Genomic DNA, 21072 nt, shown 5'->3' on the forward strand with positions numbered 1-21072 from the left:
GAGGCTTCTGTTACGCACGATTTATGTGTAGGAGCTGCCGCAGGCTGCGATCTTTTGATCTTGCCCTTTTAAATCAACATCAAAAGATCGCAGCCTGCGGCAGCTCCTACACAGTCAAACGCAGGGCCGGCAAATCGCAGAAACCACAAGGGGAGCCGAAGCTCCCCAAGAAGTAGTTGCATGCTCTATTTTTATTATTGGTTTCGGGCTTTTTGTTTTTGTTAAGTGCCCTCGTCATGAAGATTTTCCTTCATGACCCTCCCAATCGGGAGCCAAGAGCAAACGGATTGCTTTGGTCGCTGTGTTGCAGTGATCTTGCGATCCAACCAGTTCAGGCTCTGTCTGAGGACAGTTTTTGTTGTTCTCGGCCTGGTCGTGGGGCACGCCCCAAATACAACGCCTCTCCAAAAGAATCAGTTAGCTGCGCCTCTCGCCGTCTTGTTTTTATTGTGCGTGAGTCGATTCGTCTTATTTTTATTGTCTTGTGCATTGCTTGTTATTGTTCTTGTACTAAACATATAGCAGGGGGCGTGCCAACTTTTGCGAAGCCTAGCAAAACAAGGGGTTAGGCTGCTTTAAGAGGTTTTTAAGGACCAAAAAAAACCGGGGCTTCGTTACCGTAAGCCCCGGCTTCTGTTACGTGAAAAAGCTGCGGTAACAGTTTTTTCACAATGTCACGTGTTACCCGCACACTTTACAGGTGACGTTCAGCTCTCGCTGGCCACCCCGGTCTTGCGCCGTGGAATGCCCAGGCGTTGGCGGCGTTCCCACAGGCACTTGCGGCTGACCCCGAGTTTGCGGGCCAGTTCGGTTTCGGTCATGTGGTCCTGATGCTCGAGGACGAAGTGCTGGAAGTAGTCTTCCAGTGACAGGTCTTCGGTTGGCTCGTGGCTGGCGTTGGCGGCGCTGCCCTGTTGCGGGGCCAGGCCGATGAAATCGTCGTCGTCCAGATCGCTCAGTTCGATGTCGATGCCCAGCAGCTCGGCGGAGATTTCCGGGCTCTCGCACAGAATCACCGCACGTTCGACAGCATTTTCCAGCTCGCGAACGTTACCCGGCCAGGTGTAATGACGAATCGCCTGCTCGGCATCCGGGGCAAACTTCAGATCGGTGCGGTTGACCCGCGCGCTCTGGCGAGCCAGGAAGGCATTGGCGATTTCGTTGACGTCGGCACCGCGCTCGCGCAGGGCCGGCAGTTTCAGGGCGATCACGTGGAGGCGGTAATAAAGGTCTTCACGGAATTGGCCGATCTTCGCCAGGCTCTTGAGGTCCCGGTGAGTGGCGGCGATCAGGCGTACGTCGACCTTCTGCGACTGCACCGAGCCGACCCGGCGAATCTCACCCTCCTGCAAGACACGCAGCAAGCGAGCCTGGGCTTCGAGTGGCAGTTCGCCGATTTCATCGAGGAACAGGGTGCCGCCGTCCGCCGCTTCGACCAGCCCGGCACGCCCGGCGCTGGCGCCAGTGAACGCGCCTTTTTCGTGGCCGAACAGCTCGGACTCGATCAGGCTTTCCGGAATGGCGGCGCAGTTCACCGAAATCATCGGTGCCTTGGCGCGTTTGGAGAGGTTGTGCAGGGCGCGGGCCACCAGTTCTTTACCAGTGCCGGACTCGCCCTGGATCAGGACATTGGAATCGGTGGGCGCGACTTTGCGGATCTTGCTGTACAGGTCCTGCATCGGTGGGCAGGAGCCGATGATGCCGATCTCGCCGTTACTGTTATCGACGCCCGGTTTCGCGGCACCGTTGGCGGCTTTGCCGACCACTGGTTCACCCGCGGCTGGCGCCGACTGGCGATCACGCAGGATGCGCGCAACGGCCTGGAGCATTTCGTCGTGATCGAAAGGCTTGGCGATGTAGTCCACCGCGCCCATTTTCATGGAATCGACGGCCGAACGCAGGCTGGCGTAACTGGTCATGATCAGCACCGGAGTGCCCTGACCCAGCTTGATCAGTTCAGTGCCCGGTGCGCCAGGCAGGCGCAGGTCACTGACGATCAGGTCAAACGAGGGAATGCTGAAACGCTCTTGTGCTTCCTGCACGGATCCGGCTTCGCTGACCTGGTACTGATTACGTTCCAGCAGGCGGCGCAAGGCGGAGCGGATAATTGTTTCGTCTTCGACGATCAAAATGTGCGGCATTGATTCGATACTCTCGACGGTCTCAGTTCACAGCGGACGTCGCTTCGACATGACGCGGCAAGGTCACCCGAATACGGGTGCCGCGTTGGCTTTGAACATCAGCCGGGCTGTCGATGGTGATTTGTCCATAATGCTCTTCAACGATGGAATAGACCAGTGCAAGGCCCAGACCGGTGCCTTCGCCAGGATCCTTGGTGGTGAAGAAGGGTTCGAACAATCTATCCATGATGTTCTTCGGAATTCCGCTGCCTTCGTCTTCCACGATCAGATCGACCGTGTGTTCGCCGGCTTCGCTTTTGACCCGTACCGCACTGTGCGGCGGCGAGGCGTCGCGGGCGTTGGAGAGCAGGTTGATCAATACCTGGGCGAGCCGCTGGGGATCGCCTTCGACCCAGTGATCGGGGTCGCACAGGTTGTAGAACTGGACTTCGAAATTGCGTCGGTTCAGGGCCAGCAGGCCGATGGCATCCTGGGCCACTTCCGCCAGACAGACGGGCTCGTCGCTGTGCTGATGGCTACCCGCGTGGGCGAAGCTCATCAACGACTGGACGATGCGTGACACGCGTTTGGTCTGCTCCAGAATCTGCCCGCTGATTTCCGTCAGCTCGGCGTCTTCTTCGCGCTCTTCCCGAAGGTTCTGAGCCAGGCAGGCGATACCGGTGATCGGGTTACCGATTTCATGGGCTACACCCGCCGCCAGTCGGCCAATACTTGCCAGCCGCTCTGAGTGCACCAGTTTGTCTTCGAGCATCTGGGTTTCGGTCAAATCTTCCACCAGCAGCACCAAGCCACTATTGCCCGGTGCCAACGGTTCATCAATCGCCGCTTTGTGCAGGTTCAGCCAGCGGGTCTGGCCATCGAGTGCCAGGTGCTGTTTGTGCAAGTGCTCGTCCGGCAGGTTGATGAAACCTTGCAGCAATTCTTTCCACGGATCGCCAATGGTGCTCAGGCGCGAACCCACCACGCGTTGCGCGGCAATCCCGGTCAATTCCTCCATGGCTTTGTTCCACATCAGGATCTCTTGATCCTTGGCCAGGGAGCAGACGCCCATCGGCAGTTCCTGCAAGGTCTGACGGTGGTAGCGGCGCAGGGCGTCGAGTTCAGCCGCCAGGCCGGTGAGGCGCGAGTGGTAATCCTCGAGACGGCTTTCGATGAAGTGGATGTCTTCGGTGACGTAGTTTTCGCCGCTGGCCTTATAAGGCAGGAAGGTTTCGACCATGTCCTGGGCGACGCTTGGCCCCATCAGGCCGGAAAGGTTGGCTTCGATCCGGTCACGCAAGCGGCGCAAGGCGTACGGCCGGCGTTCGTCGAACGGCAGGTAGAGATCGCGCAGGGCCTGTTCGACTTCTTTTTGTGCAGCCTTGGCGCCCAGGGGTTTGGCCAGTTGCGTGGCGAACTCTTGAGGCGAAGCCGCGTGCAGTTCGCGGCGTTGCGGGCGACGGACGTTGTCCACGGCGCAGGCTTCGGCGGCGCTGGCTTCTTCGGGACTGGCGTTGGTGAACAGCGAGATCAGCGTGAACATCAGCACGTTGGCGGCCAGCGAGGCAATCGCCGCCATGTGCCAACTGGTGTCGTCGAGCACGTAGATCATGTTCAGCAGCGGGATGTAGAAACCCTGCAGATTGCCTACCAGCGGCATCAACATGGTCACTATCCACACCAGGATCCCCGCCAGCAAACCGGCGATGAAACCGCGACGGTTGGCGGTCGGCCAGTACAGTACCGACAGCACGCCCGGCAGGAATTGCAGGGTGGCGACGAAGGCGACGATGCCGAGGTTGGCCAGGTCTTGCTCGGCGCCCAGCAGCAGGTAGAAACCGTAGCCGGCCATGATGATCGCGACAATCAGCGCCCGGCGAGTCCACTTCAGCCAACGGTAGATGTTGCCTTCGGCCGGCGGCTGATACAGCGGCAGCACCAAATGGTTGAGCGCCATCCCGGACAGCGCCAGGGTCGTCACAATGATCAGCCCGCTGGACGCCGATAAACCGCCGACATAGGCCAATAGCGCCAAGGCCTTGTTATTGGCGGCGATGCCGACGCCGAGGGTGAAATATTCCGGACTCGTTGTAGCGCCCAGTTTCAGCCCGGCCCAGAGAATCAGCGGCACGGCCAGGCTCATCAGCAGCAGGAACAGCGGCAAGCCCCAGCTCGCACTGACCAGCGAGCGTGGGTTGAGGTTTTCGGTAAACGTCATGTGATACATGTGCGGCATCACGATCGCCGACGCGAAGAACACCAAAAGCAGCGTACGCCAAGGGCCTTCCTGCAACGGCGTGTGCAGGGCGGCGAGGGCGGTCTGGTTTTGCAACAGCCACAGTTCGAGCTGTTGCGGACCGTCGAACACGCCGTACAGCGCATAGAGGCCAACGCCGCCGATGGCGATCAGCTTGATCACCGATTCGAAGGCAATCGCGAATACCAGGCCTTCGTGTTTCTCCGGGTCGCAATGTGGCGCGAGCCGAAGAAAATCGTGAACAGGGTAATCAGTGCGCAGAAACTCAGGGCTACACGGTGCTGCACCGGTTCGCGAGTCATAATGCCGATGGAGTCAGCCACCGCTTGAATCTGCAACGCCAGCAGCGGCAGTACGCCGATCAGCATGAAGATTGTCGTCAGCGCGCCGGCCCAGGTGCTGCGGAAGCGGAAGGCGAACAAGTCTGCCAGTGACGACAGTTGATAGGTGCGAGTGATCTTCAGGATCGGATACAGCAACACCGGCGCCAGCAAAAAGCGCCGGACACCCCGAGGTAGCTCGATAGAAAGCCGTAGCCGTACTGATAGGCCAGGCCGACCGTGCCATAGAACGCCCAGGCACTGGCGTAGACCCCCAGCGACAGCGTGTAGGTCAGCGGGTGGCGAATGATCGCCCGGGGGATCATGCCCCGTTCGCTGATCCAGGCGACGCCGAACAGCACCGCCAGGTACGCGGCGCTGATCAGGATCATCTGGGTCAGGCTAAAGCTCATCGGCATCTTTTTGGCTCTGCAGGATGAAGGTCACGACGATCAGGATCAGCCAGAGCAGATAAGGGCGATACCAGGCGCCAGTGGCGTCGATCCACCAATCCATGATGGCCGGGGAGAACAGGTAAATCCCCACTACCAAAAGCAGGACCAAGCGATAGATGTACATCCCGGCCTCTCTTTTTTAGGCGCGTGCCCGAAAACGTGCGGCGATGTTAACGGATGGCGGCGCTACTGCAAGTGCGATCACTGCAGTTGCGCTTCGGGCAGGGTCAGTGTGCGCGGGATCTGTGCGGCATCCCAGTGGCCGATGCCCCAATTGAGCACTTCCCGGGGTGTGGCGTAAGCCAGTTCGCTGCCCGGGTTTTGCCCCAGCGCCCGCAATGCCCGCAGTAACAGCGGTGTGGCCTGATCGTCGGTCAATGGCGGCGAACGGTAGGATTTGCCGAGTTTGTTACCGTCCGGCTGAGTAATCAGCGGCACGTGCAGGTAACGCGGTTGCCGCAGGCCGAGCAGTTCCTGCAGGTAGAGCTGGCGTGGCGTCGAGTCGAGCAAGTCGGCGCCGCGCACGATATCGGTGATGCCTTGCCAGGCGTCATCGAGCACCACGGCCAGTTGATAGGCGTAGAGCCCGTCGCGGCGGCGAATCACGAAATCGCCGACATCCCGGCCCAGGTGCTGGCGGAATTCGCCCTGCACTCGGTCGATGAAGTGGTATTCCAGCTCTGGCACGCGCAGGCGGATGGCCGCGTCTTCAGTGCCGTGCCCGGCATTGCGGCACAGGCCCGGATAAATGCCGTGATACGCCTCCAATTGCTTGCGCGAACAGGTACAAGCGTAGGCCAGGCCGTGACTGAACAGGCGATTGAGTACTTCGGCGTAAGCGTCGTGCCGATCACTTTGGCGGACCAGTTTGCCATCCCACTCGAAACCGTAGCGTTCCAGCGCGTTGAGGATTGCAGCCTGGGCGCCGGGTTCTTCCCGAGGCGGGTCGAGGTCTTCCATGCGCATCAACCAGCGGCCACCCACAGAACGGGCGTCGAGGTAGGAGGCCAGGGCGGCAACGAGCGAACCGAAGTGCAAGTGGCCACTGGGCGTGGGGGCGAAGCGACCGATGTAGGTGGGGGAGGCGATGGCAGTCATGGATTGATGGTACGTCGTCTGATCGTGCGCGATCCACCTGTGGGAGCGGGCTTGCTCGCGAATGCGGTGTGTCATTCAGCTTAAATGTTGCCTGACACACCGCATTCGCGAGCAAGCCCGCTCCCACAGGGTTCGGTGCTGTGCCGAATTTCAGAAACAAAAACGGAGCGTTCGCACGCTCCGCTTTTCGTTCAAGTCGAGATTACTTGCCGACTTGCTTTTCCTTGATTTCCGCCAGGGTCTTGCAGTCAACGCACATGTCGGCGGTAGGGCGGGCTTCCAGTCGCTTGACGCCAATTTCGACGCCGCAGGACTCGCACCAGCCATATTCTTCGTCTTCGATCAATTGCAGCGTTTTGTCGATCTTCTTGATCAACTTGCGCTCACGATCACGGGCACGCAACTCAAGGCTGAACTCTTCTTCCTGGCTGGCACGATCTGCCGGGTCAGGGAAGTTGGCCGCTTCGTCTTTCATGTGATCAACCGTACGGTCGACTTCCTGCATCAAGTCCTGTTTCCACTTATTCAGGATCTTGGTGAAGTGAGCGCGCATGGGCTTGCCCATGTACTCTTCGCCCTTTACTTCTTTGTAGGGTTCGAAGCCGCTGATCGACTGGTTTTGCTGTTGCTTTGCTTGGGTGGACATGAAATAGACCGCCTCTACTCTTGTAATCCATTGCGCAGGATTGCTCCATCACCGACACCTGCCGGCCCTGCGGCTGCAAGCGGGCGAACTTACCAGATCAAATCGGGCCGCGCTACTCCCGGATGTCGAGGGGATGACCCGCGGTGCTTGCAAATGATTGCAAAGCCTTGTCTGGTGGTGTTGGAGACCTGATCAAATATTGATTTTAGTCAAACCTGGCGCATACGCTTGAGTCGTTCAGGCCAGAGTTATAACGGCTCTGACCGCTTTAGGTTCTCGCTCGTTCCAGTGGTTGGGTAGAATCGATTTTTTTACCCGTTGAAGGAAGGCTAATGGCTCAGTCCTACAGTGCCCGCAGTCGTGCGATTGAACCGTTCCATGTCATGGCGCTGCTGGCGCGGGCCAATGAACTGCAGGCTGGCGGTCACGACGTGATTCACCTGGAAATCGGCGAGCCGGACTTCACCACTGCCGAGCCGATCATCCAGGCCGGCCACGCCGCGCTGACGGCGGGCAAAACCCGTTACACCGCAGCACGGGGCATTCCCGAACTGCGCGAGGCCATTTCGGGCTTTTATCAGCAGCGTTACGGGTTGAACATCGATCCGCAGCGAATTCTGGTGACGCCGGGCGGTTCCGGCGCGTTGCTGCTGGCCAGCGCTTTGCTGGTCGACCCAGGCAAGCACTGGCTGCTGGCGGACCCGGCTACCCGTGCAACCGGCATTTCCTGCGCCTGGTGGAAGGCGCGGCACAGCTTGTTCCTGTCGGTCCGGACGTGCGTTATCAACTGACCCCGGACCTGGTGGCGCGGCATTGGGACCACGACAGCGTCGGCGCCCTGGTGGCTTCGCCGGCCAATCCGACCGGGACCATCCTGACCCGCGATGAGCTGGCCGGGCTGTCGGCGGCGATCAAGCAGCGCCACGGCCATCTGGTGGTGGACGAGATCTACCACGGCCTGACCTACGGCACCGACGCGGCCAGTGTGCTGGAAGTCGATGACAGTGCGTTCGTCCTGAACAGTTTTTCCAAGTACTTCGGCATGACCGGCTGGCGCCTTGGTTGGCTGGTGGCGCCGCAAGCAGCGGTCGGCGAACTGGAAAAGCTCGCCCAGAACCTCTACATCAGCGCCCCGAGCATGGCCCAGTACGCCGCGTTGGCCTGCTTCGAACCGGCAACCATCAGCATTCTGGAAGAGCGCCGCGCCGAATTCGGTCGTCGTCGCGACTTCCTCTTGCCGGCCTTGCGTGAGCTCGGGTTTGGCATCGCCGTGGAGCCTGAGGGCGCGTTCTACTTGTACGCCGATATCAGCCAGTTCGGCGGTGATGCCTTCGCGTTCTGCCGACATTTCCTCGAAACCGAGCATGTGGCGATTACGCCGGGGCTGGACTTCGGGCGTTATCAGGCCGGGCATCACGTGCGTTTTGCCTACACTCAAAGCCTGCCGCGCTTGCAGGAAGCGGTGGCGCGGATCGCGCGTGGCTTGAAGAGCTGGCAAGGCTGATGCGTTTTCATCCTCCCCTCGAAGAAGGCCGTTTGATCCGTCGCTACAAGCGTTTTCTCGCCGATATCGAAACCGTTAGCGGCGAGTTACTGACGATTCACTGCCCGAACACCGGTTCGATGCTCAATTGCCAGGTCGAGGGCGGGCAGGTCTGGTTCAGTCGCTCCAACGACCCGAAGCGCAAGTTGCCCGGCACCTGGGAGATCGGTGAAACCCCGCAAGGACGCTTGTTTTGCGTGAACACCGGGCGAGCCAATGGCTTGATCGAAGAGGCGCTGCGGGCGGGGGTGATCACCGAGTTGAACGGCTTTACCGAATTGAAACGCGAAGTGGCCTACGGTCAGGAAAACAGCCGCATTGATTTGCGCCTCGATTACCCGAGCGGGCCGGCGTACGTGGAAGTCAAAAGTGTCACTTTGGGCTTTGACGGTACGCCAGTGGCGGCGTTTCCCGATGCGGTGACCCAGCGCGGGGCCAAGCATTTGCGGGAACTGGCGCAGTTGGCCCGGGACGGGATTCGCGCGGTGCAGTTGTATTGCGTCAATCTCAGCGGCATCGACGCCGTGCGTCCGGCAGAAGAAATCGATTCGGTCTACGCCGCCGCGTTGCGCGAAGCGGTGGCGTGCGGGGTCGAGGTGCTGGCTTATGGCGTGCGGATCAGCCACGAAGGGATGGTCGTTGATCGGCGTCTGGAGGTGTTGCTCAACGGTTAAAGGCTGATCCAGATCCCTTGCGTGTCCTCGCGGCAGGGGACGGCCGTCAGGGATTGTCCGGCGCAGGGGCCGGCGACGCATTCGCCGTCTTCGATCAGAAACAGTGCGCCGTGGGTGGCGCACTGGATCAGGCTGTTGCTGGGGTCCAGAAACTGGTCGGGTTTCCATTCAAGCCCCACCCCTCGGTGCGGGCAGCGGTTGATGTAGACGTAAACCTGACCACCCCGGCGCACGGCGAAGAGCTTCTGGCCATCGATGTCGAAACCGCGGCTGCTGGCATCGGCCAACTCCTGGCCAGGGCAAAGAAACTTCATGTCTATCCTCAAGTGTCGCGGTTCGTGACTGGATATGTCCGGGCTTGACGCGCAAATGCAAACAATTATCAAATGGCCGCCCCCATCAGGCGCTTGCCGGATGCCGAGGATACTTGGCCTGTCAGGTTGATGCCCGGAAAACCCTTTAAGGAAGCCGTTTATGCGCCTGAGTACCCCCGTTGTCGCCGTGTGTGTCGGACTCTTCGTCTGCCACCAGGCAGCAGCGGTCGAACTGCCGCAACGTTGGGTGAGTGCCGGTGGCGCCTTGTCGGAGTGGGTGAGTGCCTTGGGTGGCGAGTCAAAACTGGTGGGCGTCGATACCACCAGCCAGCATCCGGATTCTTTGACGGCTCTGCCGAGTATTGGCTACCAGCGGCAATTGTCGGCGGAAGGCCTCTTGAGCTTACGCCCGCAGATTCTCATCGGCACCGAAGAAATGGGTCCGCCGCCGGTGCTTTCGCAGATTCGCCGTGCCGGTGTTCAGGTCGAATTGTTCTCGGCTCAGCCGGATTTGCTTGCCTTGCAGGGCAACTTGCACCATCTGGGCAAGTTGCTCGGCGCTGAAGATCAGGCGACCCAGGCATTCCAGGCCTATCAACAGCAACTGGATCAGCAGAAGCTCCGGATCATCCAAGCGCAGAGCAAGCAGAAAGCGCCGGGCGTGTTGCTGCTGCTGGGGCACGCGGGCGGCAAGCCGATGATCGCCGGCAAGGACACCGCCGCCGATTGGTTATTGCAACAGGCCGGCAGCCACAATCTGGCGACGCATACCGGTTACAAACCGTTTTCCAACGAATCCCTGGCCAGCCTGGACCCTGAAGTATTGGTGTTCGCCGACCGTGCGCTGACCGGCGATGCGGCCCGTGCGGCCTTGTTCAAGGAAAACCCGATCCTGTCCTCGACTCGCGCGGCCAAGGATGGGCGAGTCTTGGAGCTTGATCCTACTTTGCTGGTGGGCGGGCTCGGACCGCGGTTGCCCGAGGCGCTGAAAAAGCTGTCTGACGGTTTCTATCCCGACGTGAGCGACCAATGACCACTTTGGTTAAACCCCGCGCACTATTTATTGGCTTGGGTCTGCTGTGTTTGCTGGCGATCTGGCTGTCGTTGGCGCTGGGGCCGGTGAGCTTGCCGCTGCTCGACACGTTGCGTGCGGCGCTGCGGTTGATCGGTGTGCCGATTGCCCCGGATGGTCTGGAGCAGGCTGAGCTGATTCTTGGGCAGATTCGCCTGCCGCGAACCCTGCTGGGTTTGGCGGTGGGCGGCGTGCTGGCCTTGTCTGGCGTGGCAATGCAGGGGCTGTTTCGCAACCCGTTGGCCGATCCGGGGTTGGTCGGCGTTTCCAGCGGTGCCGCACTGGGCGCAGCGATTGCGATTGTCGGTGGTTCGGCGTTTGGCGGCTTGCCCGAGTCCTTCGGGCCTTATCTTTTGTCGTTGTGCGCATTTCTCGGCGGGCTCGGCGTGACCGCGCTGGTGTATCGACTCGGCCGGAGTAACGGGCAAACCAACGTCGCGACCATGCTACTGGCCGGTATTGCGTTAACGGCGCTGGCCGGTTCTGCGGTGGGTTTGTTCACCTATCTGGCGGACGACGCGACCCTGCGTACGCTGACCTTCTGGAACCTGGGCAGCCTTAACGGCGCCAGTTATTCGCGACTCTGGCCGTTGCTGCTGGTCACCGCCGGTGTGGCGCTCTGGTTGCCGCGCCGGGCCAAGGCCTTGAACGCATTGTTGCTGGGCGAGTCGGAGGCCGGTCACCTGGGTATTGATGTCGAAGGGCTCAAGCGTGAACTGGTGTTCTGTACTGCGCTGGGGGTCGGCGCGGCGGTGGCGGCGGCAGGGATGATCGGGTTTGTCGGGCTGGTGGTGCCGCATCTGGTGCGGTTGCTGGCCGGTCCCGATCACCGGGTGCTGTTGCCGGCCTCGGTGCTGGCGGGGGCGAGTCTGTTGTTGTTCGCTGACCTGGTGGCGAGACTGGCCCTGGCGCCGGCCGAGTTGCCGATTGGTATCGTTACGGCGTTCATTGGCGCGCCGTTCTTTCTGATTCTGCTGCTCAGGAGGCGTGCCTGATGTTGCGCACGGAAAACCTGTTGATCCGTCGGGGCAGCAAAACCGTGCTGATGGACATCACACTGGCGCTCAAACCGGGTGAAGTCCTCGGAGTGCTGGGGCCGAACGGTGCCGGCAAAAGCACTTTGCTCGGTGCGTTGTGCGGTGAACTGCATCCGGATGAGGGGCGTGTCTGGCTCGATGAGCAAGAGTTGCGTCACTGCACCGGTCCCCAGCGGGCTCAACGTTTGGCCGTGTTGCCACAAGTGTCGACCCTGGACTTCGGCTTTCGTGTCGAGGAAGTGGTGGGCATGGGCCGCTTGCCCTATCAAAGCGGTCGGGTCCGTGATGATGAAATCGTTGCCGCCGCGTTGGCTGCTGCCGATGCCGGGCATCTGAGCGGTCGCAGTTATCTGGCGCTGTCCGGTGGTGAGCGTCAGCGGGTGCACTTGGCGCGGGTGTTGGCGCAGCTCTGGCCGGGCGAGGCAGGGCAGACATTACTGCTGGATGAGCCGACTTCGATGCTGGACCCTCTGCACCAGCACACCACCTTGCAAGCGGTACGTGAGTTTTCTGATCGCGGCGCCGCCGTATTGGTGATCCTGCATGATCTGAATCTGGCAGCGCGTTATTGTGATCGTCTGTTGCTGCTCGAAGGCGGGCGCCCGGTGGCGCTGGATACACCCGAGCACGTGCTGCGCCCGGAGCCGCTCAAAGCGGTATTCGGGCTGGAAGTATTGGTGCAGCAGCATCCGGAGCGTGGGCATCCGCTGATCATCGCCCGCTGAGTCATTCATCGAGGTGAGAGCATGCGTGGGATTTTGCTGCTGGCGGTACTTCTGCTGAGTGCTTGTCAGCATGTGTCGGCGCCGCCAGTCACTGGCCAGATTATCGACCTGCGCACGGGTCAGTCGCTGACGGCATCGGAACTGGTCGCGCGACTGGCCAAGCCTTCGCGGGTGATCGTCGGCGAACAGCATGACAACCGCGACCACCATGAACTGCAATTGTGGTTGCTGAAAGCGTTGGGGCAACGACGTCCCCAAGGCAGCCTGCTGCTGGAAATGCTCACGCCGGATCAGCAACTGCGCGTCGATGACGTGCGCCATACTTCGACTCCGCCCATCGATCTGCCTGGCGCTTTGGCGTGGCAACAAGGCTGGGACTGGGATTTGTATGGGCCGATTGTGCGTTTTGCGCTCGGGCAGCCTTATCCGCTGCTGGCCGCCAATCTGAGTAACGGCGAGGTCCGTGCTTTTTACACCGAGCCGCCGGCCCTGAGCGGTTCGCGCTCCAATGCTCCGTCGGTTAAACATGAGCTGCTGGAGCAAATCAGCGGTTCCCATTGTGGGCTGCTGCCAAAATCCAAAATGCCCGCCATGCTGGCGGTGCAGCAGCAACGTGACCGGCGGATGGCCGAGCGGTTGCGGGCGGCGCCTACACCGTCATTGCTGTTTGCCGGTGCCTACCATGCGCGCAAGGATGTCGGCGTGCCGCTTCATATTCTGGATTTGGGCGAACCCGAAGCGCCCACCGTGTTGATGCTGGCGCAGCAGGGAAGTGAGGTTGCGCCGGCGATGGCTGATTACGTCTGGTACACGCCTGCCACCCCCACACCGGATTATTGCGAAGAGATGCGTAAGCAGATGGGCAAGTAATCCAATTCACTTTTCCACAGGCAAAAAAAGACCCGGCAAGAGCCGGGTCAAATAACCGTGATTAGCCTGATGAGGAGATAATCTGAGAGTCCGAACCAAGGGCTTTTCAGAATATCGACCAGTCTCGCGACCAGTTGTGATAATCATAGCGATTCTCATTACCAAGTCAACAGCTGTTTTCCCATTAAATTAAAGTTCGCCTGTAGGCCCCGTAATCTCTGGGTTTCAACCTGATGTTTCAAGTGACTTCAGCTGGGTGATTTGCTTGTTCAGCAGGTCGATGCGCCGCGCCATGCTCTCGATCAGGCTGTGGGCGATCTTCGGATTGCTTTGCGTCAGGCTCAGAAATTGATCCTTGGGAATCAGCATCACCGTGCTCGGTTCGCTGGTGATCACGCTGGCGTTGCGCTTCTCGCCGGTGAACACCGCCATGGCGCCGAAAATCTCATCCTTGGGCACATCACCGACTTTATGCCCGTCGACAAAGGCTTCTGCGTGGCCTTCGATGATGATGAATACATGGTCTGCCTCATCGCCCTGCCGAATCAGTACTTCGCCGCTGGCCACGCGTTGAAAGCCATTGGTGCTGCGGTATTCAGGTTGTTTCAGGCGGGCGACCGCGTCGGACAGCAGCGCGGTCTGACCGACCAGGTATTGCAGGAACAACTCCGAGCGCTGCGGGTCGGCATGGATATGCTGAAAAACCTCGGATCGCAGGTAGGGAATCAAGGACAGCGGGCCATCGCTACGCAAGCGACAATGCGGCAGTTCGACACCCTGGCGCAAGCCGACCAGATCGCCTTCATGCAAATAGAACAAGGCTCGGTTATCGACGCAGCCGTGCAGCAGACCGTTGTCCAGCAAGAACAGCTGATTACCGGGCAATAGCGTGGCGAGGTCATCGACGGCCGAAAACTCCAGTGCCGGACCGCAGGGCGATAAACCGTTCAGTAACCGGGCAGGAATGTTCTGCAGTTGATTGATCAGTGTGTCGGCGTAAGCCGGTTGTTCCCCGAGCAAGTACATGGCGATGGGCGCCTGTTCAATTTTTGTGGCGTGAAGAAATGGCTTCCAGTTGTTTGTTCAGCGCTTCCTTGCGTTCAGCGGGGATGTCGTTCCAGTGCACATCCATCAGGGCGCCTTCAATCGCATACAGCAACACCTTGGACGCCCGGAACCCGCGCGTGCGCACGGCCCGATAAGCATCCACCGCCCCCAGGCGACGCAAGTCCGAGGCGCTGTGGATGCCCACGGCATGCAGCCACTGCGCTGACGTCTTGCCAAGATTCTTCAGGTGTTGCAGTTCATCATTCATCAAGCCTCCTTGCGACGGCCGAACGGTGCGTGGGCGAGCCTTTGAGGAGTGTAGCCATCAGTAGGAAAAGCGTGATTGTTTGGTCGGTTTCGACGCAAAAGCTTCTAAGAAGCAGATGTCTGGAGAGAGGGGAAATGTCTGCGAGTGCGGTGCAGGAGGGCGGTGCGATCTCTGTGGGAGCGAGCCTGCTCGTGAAAACGATGTGACATCCAACCCTTATGTCGACTGACACACCGCTTTCGCGAGCAGGCTCGCTCCCACAAGGGATTGCGTCGTGCCAGGGGAGGTGACGCGGGTATTAGCGGGTGCGATAACGCAGGCGCGTACCGAAATTCATCGACATCAGGATCTCGTCGGCACTCAGCTCCGGCGGGAAGTAGGCACCGGAGATTTGCGCATGGGCCAGGCTCGCGCCTTCCAGGGAAGCGTTGCGGAAATCAATGCCGCGCAGGTCGGCGGAACGGAAATACGCATCGGTAAAGTCGACGCCATCAGCATTCAGTTCACGCAGGTCCAGACCACGGAAATCGCCACCGACCATGTCGATCGTGCCGTCGTGAGGGCGCTCCTTGTTAAAGCCTGTGATGTCATCTTTGTGCAGCAAGGCATAAAGCGGGGTGTCGAGAAGTTTCGGCTGGCTCATGTCAGATCACCTGTTGGTTTTATGACGCCAGTATAGTGCCACTATTTAACAGCCGTGAAGCCAGCGCAGGCTCCACGGCTGAAATAGTTTCTTACAGGCCCGGCAGGCGTTGGCGGATCTGTGCGACGACAGCGTCCAGGGTCCCGCTTTCGTTAGTCTGAACGCGCTTGCTGCAGAGAATCTCTGCTGGCGTCAGCGCTTCGCGGGTGGCTTGTTGGTCGGCGATAACGCTCAGGTTAGCGTCGGACGGATCCTTTTTGTCTGCCTGACGCAGGGCCAGCCAGCTCTCGATCACGGCTTGCGGCGCGTTGCAGTCCAGAATCAGGAACGGTGCGCCGGTGGCTTCAGCAATTTTTGCCGCGCCATCACGCTGGTCGCGCTTGAGGTAGGTGGCATCGATCACCACCGGGAAACCGGCACGCAGGATTACCCCAGCGATTTCATGCAGGCGGGTGTAGGTCGCCGCGCTGGCGTCAGCGCTATAGATGCCGGCCTGTGGATCATTCGGCACGGTTTGCTCGCCGAACATGCGCTTGCGCTCTACGTCCGAACGCAGGCGAATCGCACCCAGGGCTTCAACCAGACGCATGGCCACACGGCTTTTGCCGACCGCGGAAACGCCGTGGGTAATGGCCATGAAGCGCGAAGGAATGGTGCTGTAGCTTTCCGCCAGGTTGGCGTAGTTGCGGTACTGGCGCAGGGTGGTGGCGCGCTGCACCGGATCGGCCTCGGCCGGCATGCTGAACAGGCTGACCTTGGCGCGAACCAGTGCACGGTAGGCTTTATAGAAGTTGAGCAGCTCAAGGCCCTGATAATCGCCGGTCAGTTCCAGGTACTGGCTGATGAAGCGGCGCGCCAGGCTCTTGAGGCCGCGGTCTTCCAGGTCCATCGCCAGGAAACCGGTGTCGGCGTAGACGTCGGTGAAGCGGAACGGCTCGTTGAACTCGATGCAGTCGAAGATCACGACCTTGCCGTCGATCACGGTGGCGTTGCCCAGGTGAATGTCACCGTGGCATTCGCGAATGAAACCGTCGGCCTTGCGTTGGGCAAACAGCGGCTTGAGGCGCTCGAAGCTGCTTTCGGCCCAGGCTTGCAGGGCTTCGAGTTGCAACAGATCAGCCTTGTCGCTGAGGAACGGGCGGATCTGTTCGAAGTTTTGGCGTACCGGTGCCATGACGCTGTCCGGGGTGCCCGCTTCGTGTTCCCCAGGTACTTTTGGCGCGGTGAGGTGGAACTGCGCAATTTGCGCGGCCATCTCGTCGATGTGCGCGGTGGTCAACTCGCCGTTGGCTTGCAGGGTGCTGAGCAATTGGCTTTGCGGAAACTGGCGCATTTTCAGCGCATATTCGATGACCGGGCCGTCACCACCCAGTTGCGGTGCTTCGACGCTGCCGGTGATCGGCAACACTTCAAGATACAAATCATTGGTCAGACGCTGGTTCAAGCGCAGTTCTTCACCGCAGAAGTGTTCGCGAGCGTCGAGGTTGGTGAAGTCGAGGAAGCCGAAGTTCACCGGTTTCTTCACTTTATAAGCAAAGGGACCTGTGAGGATGACCCAGGAGATATGGGTCTCGATAACCTGGAACCCGTCGACGGGATGCGGGTAGAGGGCCGGGTTTTGCAGGGCGGCGATCAGGGACTGGCTCACAGGCGATCCTTCAGAGTCGGGGGAAATTCAAGGTCGCCATTATGGCCGCAACTCCGCCGGACGCAAACCTCGGCGGGCTTCTGTTGAGTATGAATAAAGTGCGTATAATCCGCCGCCATGACTCGTACTCGATCCCCTCGCAGCAAAAAAACCACCGTCCAGCGGCCTGCGCCCCTGGCTGGGCTGGGCCCTTAAACTCAGCCTGGTCGGCCTTGTCGTGCTCGCCGGGTTCGCGGTTTATCTGGACGCCATCGTTCAGGAGAAGTTTTCCGGCAAGCGCTGGACCATTCCGGCCAAGGTGTATGCGCGCCCGCTGGAGCTGTTTACCGGCCAGAAGCTGAGCAAGGACGACTTCCTCACTGAGCTCGACGCCTTGGGCTACCGACGCGAAGCCGTGAGCAACGGCCCCGGCGCTGCGGCGGTCAACGGCAATACCGTCGACTTGAATACCCGTGGCTTCCAGTTCTATGAAGGCATGGAGAAGCCCCAGCCCGTGCGGGTGCGGTTCTCTGGCGACTATGTGGCTGAACTCTCGGCGACCAACGGTTCGAAGCTTTCTGTGGTGCGGCTGGAGCCGCTGATGATCGGCGGGATTTACCCGAAAAACCTCGAAGACCGCATTCTGATCAAGCTCGATCAGGTTCCGCCGTACCTGCTCGACACCCTGGTCGCGGTGGAAGATCGGGATTATTACAGCCACTGGGGTGTGTCTCCCAAATCGATTGCCCGAGCTATTTGGGTCAACACCTCTGGCGGCAAGATGACCCAGGGTGGCAGCACGCTGACCCAGCAGTTGGTCAAGAACTTCTACCTGACCAGCGAACGCAGCCTGACCCGCAAACTCACCGAAGCCATGATGGCGATGTTGCTTGAGTTGCATTACAGCAAACAGGACATTCTTGAGGCTTATCTCAACGAAGTGTTCGTCGGTCAGGATGGCCAGCGAGCAGTGCACGGTTTTGGCCTGGCCAGCCAGTTCTTCTTCGGGCAGCCGTTGTCCGAATTGAAACTGCATCAAGTCGCCTTGCTGGTGGGCATGGTCAAGGGACCGTCCTATTACAACCCGCGCCGTAACCCGGAGCGGGCGCTTGAGCGGCGCAATCTGGTGCTCGATGTACTTGAGCAACAGGGTGTCGCTACCGCCGAACAGGTCGCTGCGGCGAAGGCTATGCCACTGGGCGTGACGACTCGCGGCAAACTGGCCGACAGCTCGTTCCCGGGCTTTATCGATCTGGTTAAGCGTCAGTTGCGTGAAGACTATCGCGACGAAGACTTGACCGAGGAAGGCCTGCGGATTTTCACCAGTTTCGACCCGATCCTGCAGATGAAAGCCGAAGCCTCGGTCAACGACACCTTTAAACGACTGGCCGGACGCAAAGGTTCGGATGACGTCGAAGCGGCCATGGTCGTGACCAACCCGGAAACCGGCGAAGTCCAGGCCATGATCGGCAGCCGTCAGGCGAGTTTTGCCGGCTTTAACCGTGCGCTGGATGCGGTACGACCGATCGGCTCGTTGATCAAGCCGGCGGTGTACTTGACCGCCCTTGAGAAACCAAGCAAATACACCTTGACCAGTTGGCTGTCGGATGAATCCTTCTCGGTGAAAGGCGCGGACGGTCAGGTCTGGAAACCGCAGAATTATGACCGCCGCTCACACGGCACGGTGTTCCTGTACCAAGGGCTGGCGCATTCCTACAACCTGTCGACCGCGCGTCTCGGTTTGGAGCTGGGTGTACCGAATGTCCTCAAGACCCTGGCGCGCCTGGGTGTGAGTCGTGAGTTCCCAGCCTTCCCGTCGATGCTGTTGGGAGCGGGTGGCCTGACGCCGATGGAAGTGGCAACCATGTACCAGACCCTGGCCAACGGCGGTTTCAATACGCCGATGCGCGGGATTCGTAGCGTACTGACCGCAGAAGGCGAGCCACTTAAACGCTATCCGTTCCAGATCCAGCAGCGTTTCGATCCAGCGTCCATTTTTCTGATCCAGAGCGCGATGCAGCGCGTCATGCGTGAAGGTACGGGTAGCTCGGTTTATAACGTGCTGCCCAAGACCCTGACGCTGGCGGGCAAGACCGGTACCAGTAACGATTCGCGGGACAGCTGGTTCGCCGGTTTCAGTCAGGATCTGCTGGCGGTGGTCTGGCTGGGGCGCGACGATAACGGCAAGACACCGTTCACTGGTGCCACCGGTGCATTGCAGGTCTGGACCAGTTTCATGCGCAAGGCCGATCCGCTGCCGCTGGACATGCCGCAGCCGGATAATATCGTTCAGGCCTGGGTAGATTCGCGCACTGGGCAGGGCTCTGATGCCAACTGCCCAGGTGCGGTGCAGATGCCGTATATTCGCGGCAGTGAACCGCCTCCCGGCGCCGCTTGTGGTGGTCAAGCCCCTGCTTCCGGTGAAACGGTGATGGATTGGGTCAAGGGCTGGATGAATTAAGCAAAGAGGGTTTCAAGTGAATAAGTGGTTGATTCCAGCGGTTACCGCCGTGGCTTTGCTCAGCGGTTGTTCCACCGTACAGCGCGGTTCGATTCCGGTTGTGGACTCCGGCAGCGCTGTGTCCAACAGTGAGCGGATTCAGGCGAATGGCGGTTTTCGCAAGACGACAGTGAAACGTCCGGTGCAAGGTCAGCCCCAGGCCATCCCGCAAGGTGATAGCGGTGTGGTGGTGATGGTGCCTGGCGGTGGCGCCGTGACTTCGGCCCCGATCAGCACTTCGCCGATCACGCCGGGCCCGATTGATACGTCGCCGGTTCAGTCCGCGCCGATCAATCAGGGCAGCTACAGCATGCCGTCGACACCGAGCGGGATTCCGTCGGCAAGCGCCGGTGGCGGCTTGTCTGCCGACGAGCAACTGGATGGCCCGGTATTGGCATTGCTGACCACGGCTCAACAGCAACAGGCCGGTGGCGACCTTAACGGTGCGTCTTCCAGTCTGGAGCGCGCTCAGCGAGTGGCTCCGCGTGAGCCGCAAGTGCTTTATCGTCTGGCGCAGGTACGCATGGCTCAAGGCGATGCACCACAAGCCGAGCAATTCGCTCGTCGTGGTCTGACCTTCGCCAGTGGCCGTCCGGATCTGCAGGCCAACCTGTGGGAACTGATCGCTCAAGCTCGCGAGAAGCAGGGTGATGCCGCTGGCGCCGCACTGGCCCGTCAGAAGGCCAAGGTTGCGCTGTGATGGATGCACGCTTCCCTAAAATTGCCGAGCAGTTGCTGCTGATCGAGCGTGAGCTGCGGATTCAGGGCTGGTGGGACGAGGTCTCGCCAAGTGCTGAATCACTGTCCAGTGTTGAACCGTTCTCGGTCGACACCCTGGACTTTGAGCAATGGCTGCAATGGATCTTCTTGCCGCGCATGAAGGTGATCCTGGAGCAGGATCTGCCGTTGCCCAATGCGTCGGGTATTCAGGAAATGGCCGAGATGGTCTTTGCCGCCCGCAATGTCCAGGGCAAGGATCGGTATCTGCAGGTCCTGCTCAAAGAGTTCGATCAACTGATCGTTGCCTCTCGCTAACGCCGATCTTTCGTAGGGCTCGTAGGAGCTGTCGAGTGAAACGAGGCTGCGATCTTTTGATCTTGTTTTTGAAGGTAAAATCAAAAGATCGCAGCCTCGTTTCACTCGACAGCTCCTACAGGCTCCTACAGGTGTTTATTGGCAGTTCTGTGCAATCTGTTTCTGTGCTTCGGTGGTGCGCTCCTGACGTTGTTCGTCGGTCAGGCGGCGCATTTCTCCGTCGACATCCTCCCGTAGTCGCGGGTTGTTCTGCAGTTGAGCGAGGTTCGTTCGAGCCTGTTCGCAGAATGTCTTGAGCTGGGCTTGCTGCTCGGCGACCTGCTTTTTCACTGTCTTATCGATGGCCTGTTGGTCGCCAATGGCGCCACCGTGTGCGGGTGCGGTGGGTTTGCCGACCGGCGGAGCGGGCGTGACCACGGTGGTGGTTTGCTGTCCTTGAGGCGGCTGGGCATCGAAGTGGGTCACCCCTTGGGCGTCCACCCACTTGTAGATCTGAGCGGCCATGCACAAAGGGCTCAGGGTGATCAGCAGACTGGCGGTGAAGAAGAACGTACGCATGCCATTTCCTTGTCATAAGTTGCGCAATTGAAACTAACACACTTGCGGTTTACGGGTTTTTTCTTGCGTTCTCATGTGCTTACTCACAATAAAGCACACAGACGACTTGACTTGCAGAGGACGAAACAGAAGAATCCAAAGTCCGCTGTAGAGGGACTGCCAGAAGCAGACCCACTCGGTAGATCATGAGGCGCATACCCGCGCCGACCTGTTACACCCGCAACGCGTTACCTCGCGCTGGGTGGGAAAGGCCCGCAACACTT

The 21072-nt window shown here is 59.9% G+C and carries 17 protein-coding genes and 3 pseudogenes; 9 read left to right on the forward strand and 11 right to left on the reverse strand.

Translation table 11 applies throughout. From position 1 onward, the window contains the following. Positions 1-707: 707 nt before the first annotated feature. From JFV26_RS19045 to dksA, 5 genes and pseudogenes are all read right to left on the reverse strand, one after another. A complete protein-coding gene (locus JFV26_RS19045) occupies positions 708-2141 on the reverse strand; it encodes a sigma-54-dependent transcriptional regulator (protein WP_201194643.1) in 1434 nt (477 codons plus the stop codon). Between the two features lie 22 nt (positions 2142-2163). Beyond that, positions 2164-5116: pseudogene (locus JFV26_RS19050) on the reverse strand (sensor histidine kinase). Further along, on the reverse strand, positions 5100-5276 hold the full coding sequence (locus JFV26_RS19055) for a hypothetical protein (protein WP_003176118.1): 177 nt from the start codon (positions 5274-5276) through the stop codon (positions 5100-5102). Before JFV26_RS19055 ends, JFV26_RS19050 begins: the two are co-directional and overlap by 17 nt. A gap of 77 nt (positions 5277-5353) precedes the next feature. Beyond that, positions 5354-6250 carry a tRNA glutamyl-Q(34) synthetase GluQRS gene (gene gluQRS, locus JFV26_RS19060; protein WP_201194645.1) on the reverse strand — a complete coding sequence of 299 codons (897 nt, stop codon included), beginning with the start codon at positions 6248-6250 and terminating at the stop codon, positions 5354-5356. Positions 6251-6452: 202 nt separating this feature from the next. Beyond that, entirely contained in the window at positions 6453-6896 is a 444-nt protein-coding gene (gene dksA, locus JFV26_RS19065; protein ID WP_008153293.1) for an RNA polymerase-binding protein DksA, read from the reverse strand. 383 nt (positions 6897-7279) lie between these two features. Between dksA and JFV26_RS19070 the strand changes: the two are divergent. Together JFV26_RS19070 and sfsA are read left to right on the forward strand one after the other, a co-directional pair. Then, positions 7280-8400, forward strand: a pseudogene (locus JFV26_RS19070) (pyridoxal phosphate-dependent aminotransferase). Further along, positions 8400-9113 (forward strand): DNA/RNA nuclease SfsA, encoded by a 714-nt coding sequence (gene sfsA, locus JFV26_RS19075; RefSeq protein ID WP_201194647.1) that lies wholly within the window; start codon positions 8400-8402, stop codon positions 9111-9113. The pseudogene JFV26_RS19070 and the gene sfsA overlap by 1 nt, the downstream one beginning before the upstream one ends. Here sfsA and JFV26_RS19080 read toward each other — a convergent pair. Continuing rightward, positions 9110-9427 (reverse strand): Rieske (2Fe-2S) protein, encoded by a 318-nt coding sequence (locus JFV26_RS19080; RefSeq protein WP_201194649.1) that lies wholly within the window; start codon positions 9425-9427, stop codon positions 9110-9112. The two genes, sfsA and JFV26_RS19080, sit on opposite strands and share 4 nt — an antisense overlap. A gap of 160 nt (positions 9428-9587) precedes the next feature. On the opposite strand from JFV26_RS19080, the gene JFV26_RS19085 reads away from it, so the two are divergent. The 4 genes from JFV26_RS19085 to JFV26_RS19100 are packed head-to-tail and all read left to right on the forward strand — an operon-like array spanning position 9588 to position 13131. Then, on the forward strand, positions 9588-10460 hold the full coding sequence (locus tag JFV26_RS19085) for a heme/hemin ABC transporter substrate-binding protein (RefSeq protein ID WP_201194652.1): 873 nt from the start codon (positions 9588-9590) through the stop codon (positions 10458-10460). Positions 10461-10510: 50 nt separating this feature from the next. Beyond that, positions 10511-11494, forward strand: coding sequence for a FecCD family ABC transporter permease (locus JFV26_RS19090; protein WP_201194684.1), 984 nt, complete (start codon positions 10511-10513; stop codon positions 11492-11494). Beyond that, positions 11494-12261: a heme ABC transporter ATP-binding protein gene (locus JFV26_RS19095; protein ID WP_201194656.1), complete on the forward strand. Its 768-nt coding sequence runs from the start codon at positions 11494-11496 to the stop codon at positions 12259-12261. Before JFV26_RS19090 ends, JFV26_RS19095 begins: the two co-directional genes overlap by 1 nt. Before the next feature lie 21 nt (positions 12262-12282). After that, positions 12283-13131, forward strand: coding sequence for a ChaN family lipoprotein (locus tag JFV26_RS19100; protein ID WP_201194659.1), 849 nt, complete (start codon positions 12283-12285; stop codon positions 13129-13131). Between the two features lie 225 nt (positions 13132-13356). On the opposite strand, the gene JFV26_RS19105 is transcribed toward JFV26_RS19100, so the two are convergent. The 4 genes from JFV26_RS19105 to JFV26_RS19120 all read right to left on the reverse strand — a co-directional run bounded on the left by JFV26_RS19105 (position 13357) and on the right by JFV26_RS19120 (position 16737). Continuing rightward, positions 13357-14157, reverse strand: coding sequence for a Crp/Fnr family transcriptional regulator (locus tag JFV26_RS19105; protein WP_201194660.1), 801 nt, complete (start codon positions 14155-14157; stop codon positions 13357-13359). A 16-nt stretch (positions 14158-14173) separates the two neighbouring features. Further along, entirely contained in the window at positions 14174-14446 is a 273-nt protein-coding gene (locus JFV26_RS19110) for a TfoX/Sxy family protein (protein WP_007971093.1), read from the reverse strand. Between the two features lie 298 nt (positions 14447-14744). Further along, positions 14745-15089 carry a pentapeptide repeat-containing protein gene (locus JFV26_RS19115; RefSeq protein WP_201194661.1) on the reverse strand — a complete coding sequence of 115 codons (345 nt, stop codon included), beginning with the start codon at positions 15087-15089 and terminating at the stop codon, positions 14745-14747. A 91-nt stretch (positions 15090-15180) separates the two neighbouring features. After that, positions 15181-16737: an AAA family ATPase gene (locus tag JFV26_RS19120; RefSeq protein WP_201194662.1), complete on the reverse strand. Its 1557-nt coding sequence runs from the start codon at positions 16735-16737 to the stop codon at positions 15181-15183. A gap of 117 nt (positions 16738-16854) precedes the next feature. Here JFV26_RS19120 and mrcB point away from each other — a divergent pair. The 3 genes and pseudogenes from mrcB (at position 16855) to JFV26_RS19135 (ending at position 20251) form a co-directional block, all read left to right on the forward strand. Further along, a pseudogene (mrcB, locus tag JFV26_RS19125) lies at positions 16855-19177 on the forward strand (penicillin-binding protein 1B). A gap of 16 nt (positions 19178-19193) precedes the next feature. Further along, on the forward strand, positions 19194-19916 hold the full coding sequence (locus JFV26_RS19130) for a hypothetical protein (RefSeq protein ID WP_201194663.1): 723 nt from the start codon (positions 19194-19196) through the stop codon (positions 19914-19916). Beyond that, positions 19916-20251, forward strand: a complete 336-nt coding sequence (locus JFV26_RS19135; protein WP_201194664.1) for a YqcC family protein — start codon at positions 19916-19918, stop codon at positions 20249-20251. The genes JFV26_RS19130 and JFV26_RS19135 overlap by 1 nt, the downstream gene beginning before the upstream one ends. Before the next feature lie 135 nt (positions 20252-20386). Here the strand turns inward: JFV26_RS19135 and JFV26_RS19140 are convergent, their stop codons facing one another. Then, on the reverse strand, positions 20387-20809 hold the full coding sequence (locus tag JFV26_RS19140; RefSeq protein ID WP_201194665.1) for a DUF4124 domain-containing protein: 423 nt from the start codon (positions 20807-20809) through the stop codon (positions 20387-20389). Positions 20810-21072 lie beyond the last annotated feature (263 nt).

It is taken from the genome of Pseudomonas sp. TH31 (genome assembly GCF_016650815.1).
In the GTDB taxonomy this organism is placed as follows: Bacteria; Pseudomonadota; Gammaproteobacteria; order Pseudomonadales; family Pseudomonadaceae; genus Aquipseudomonas.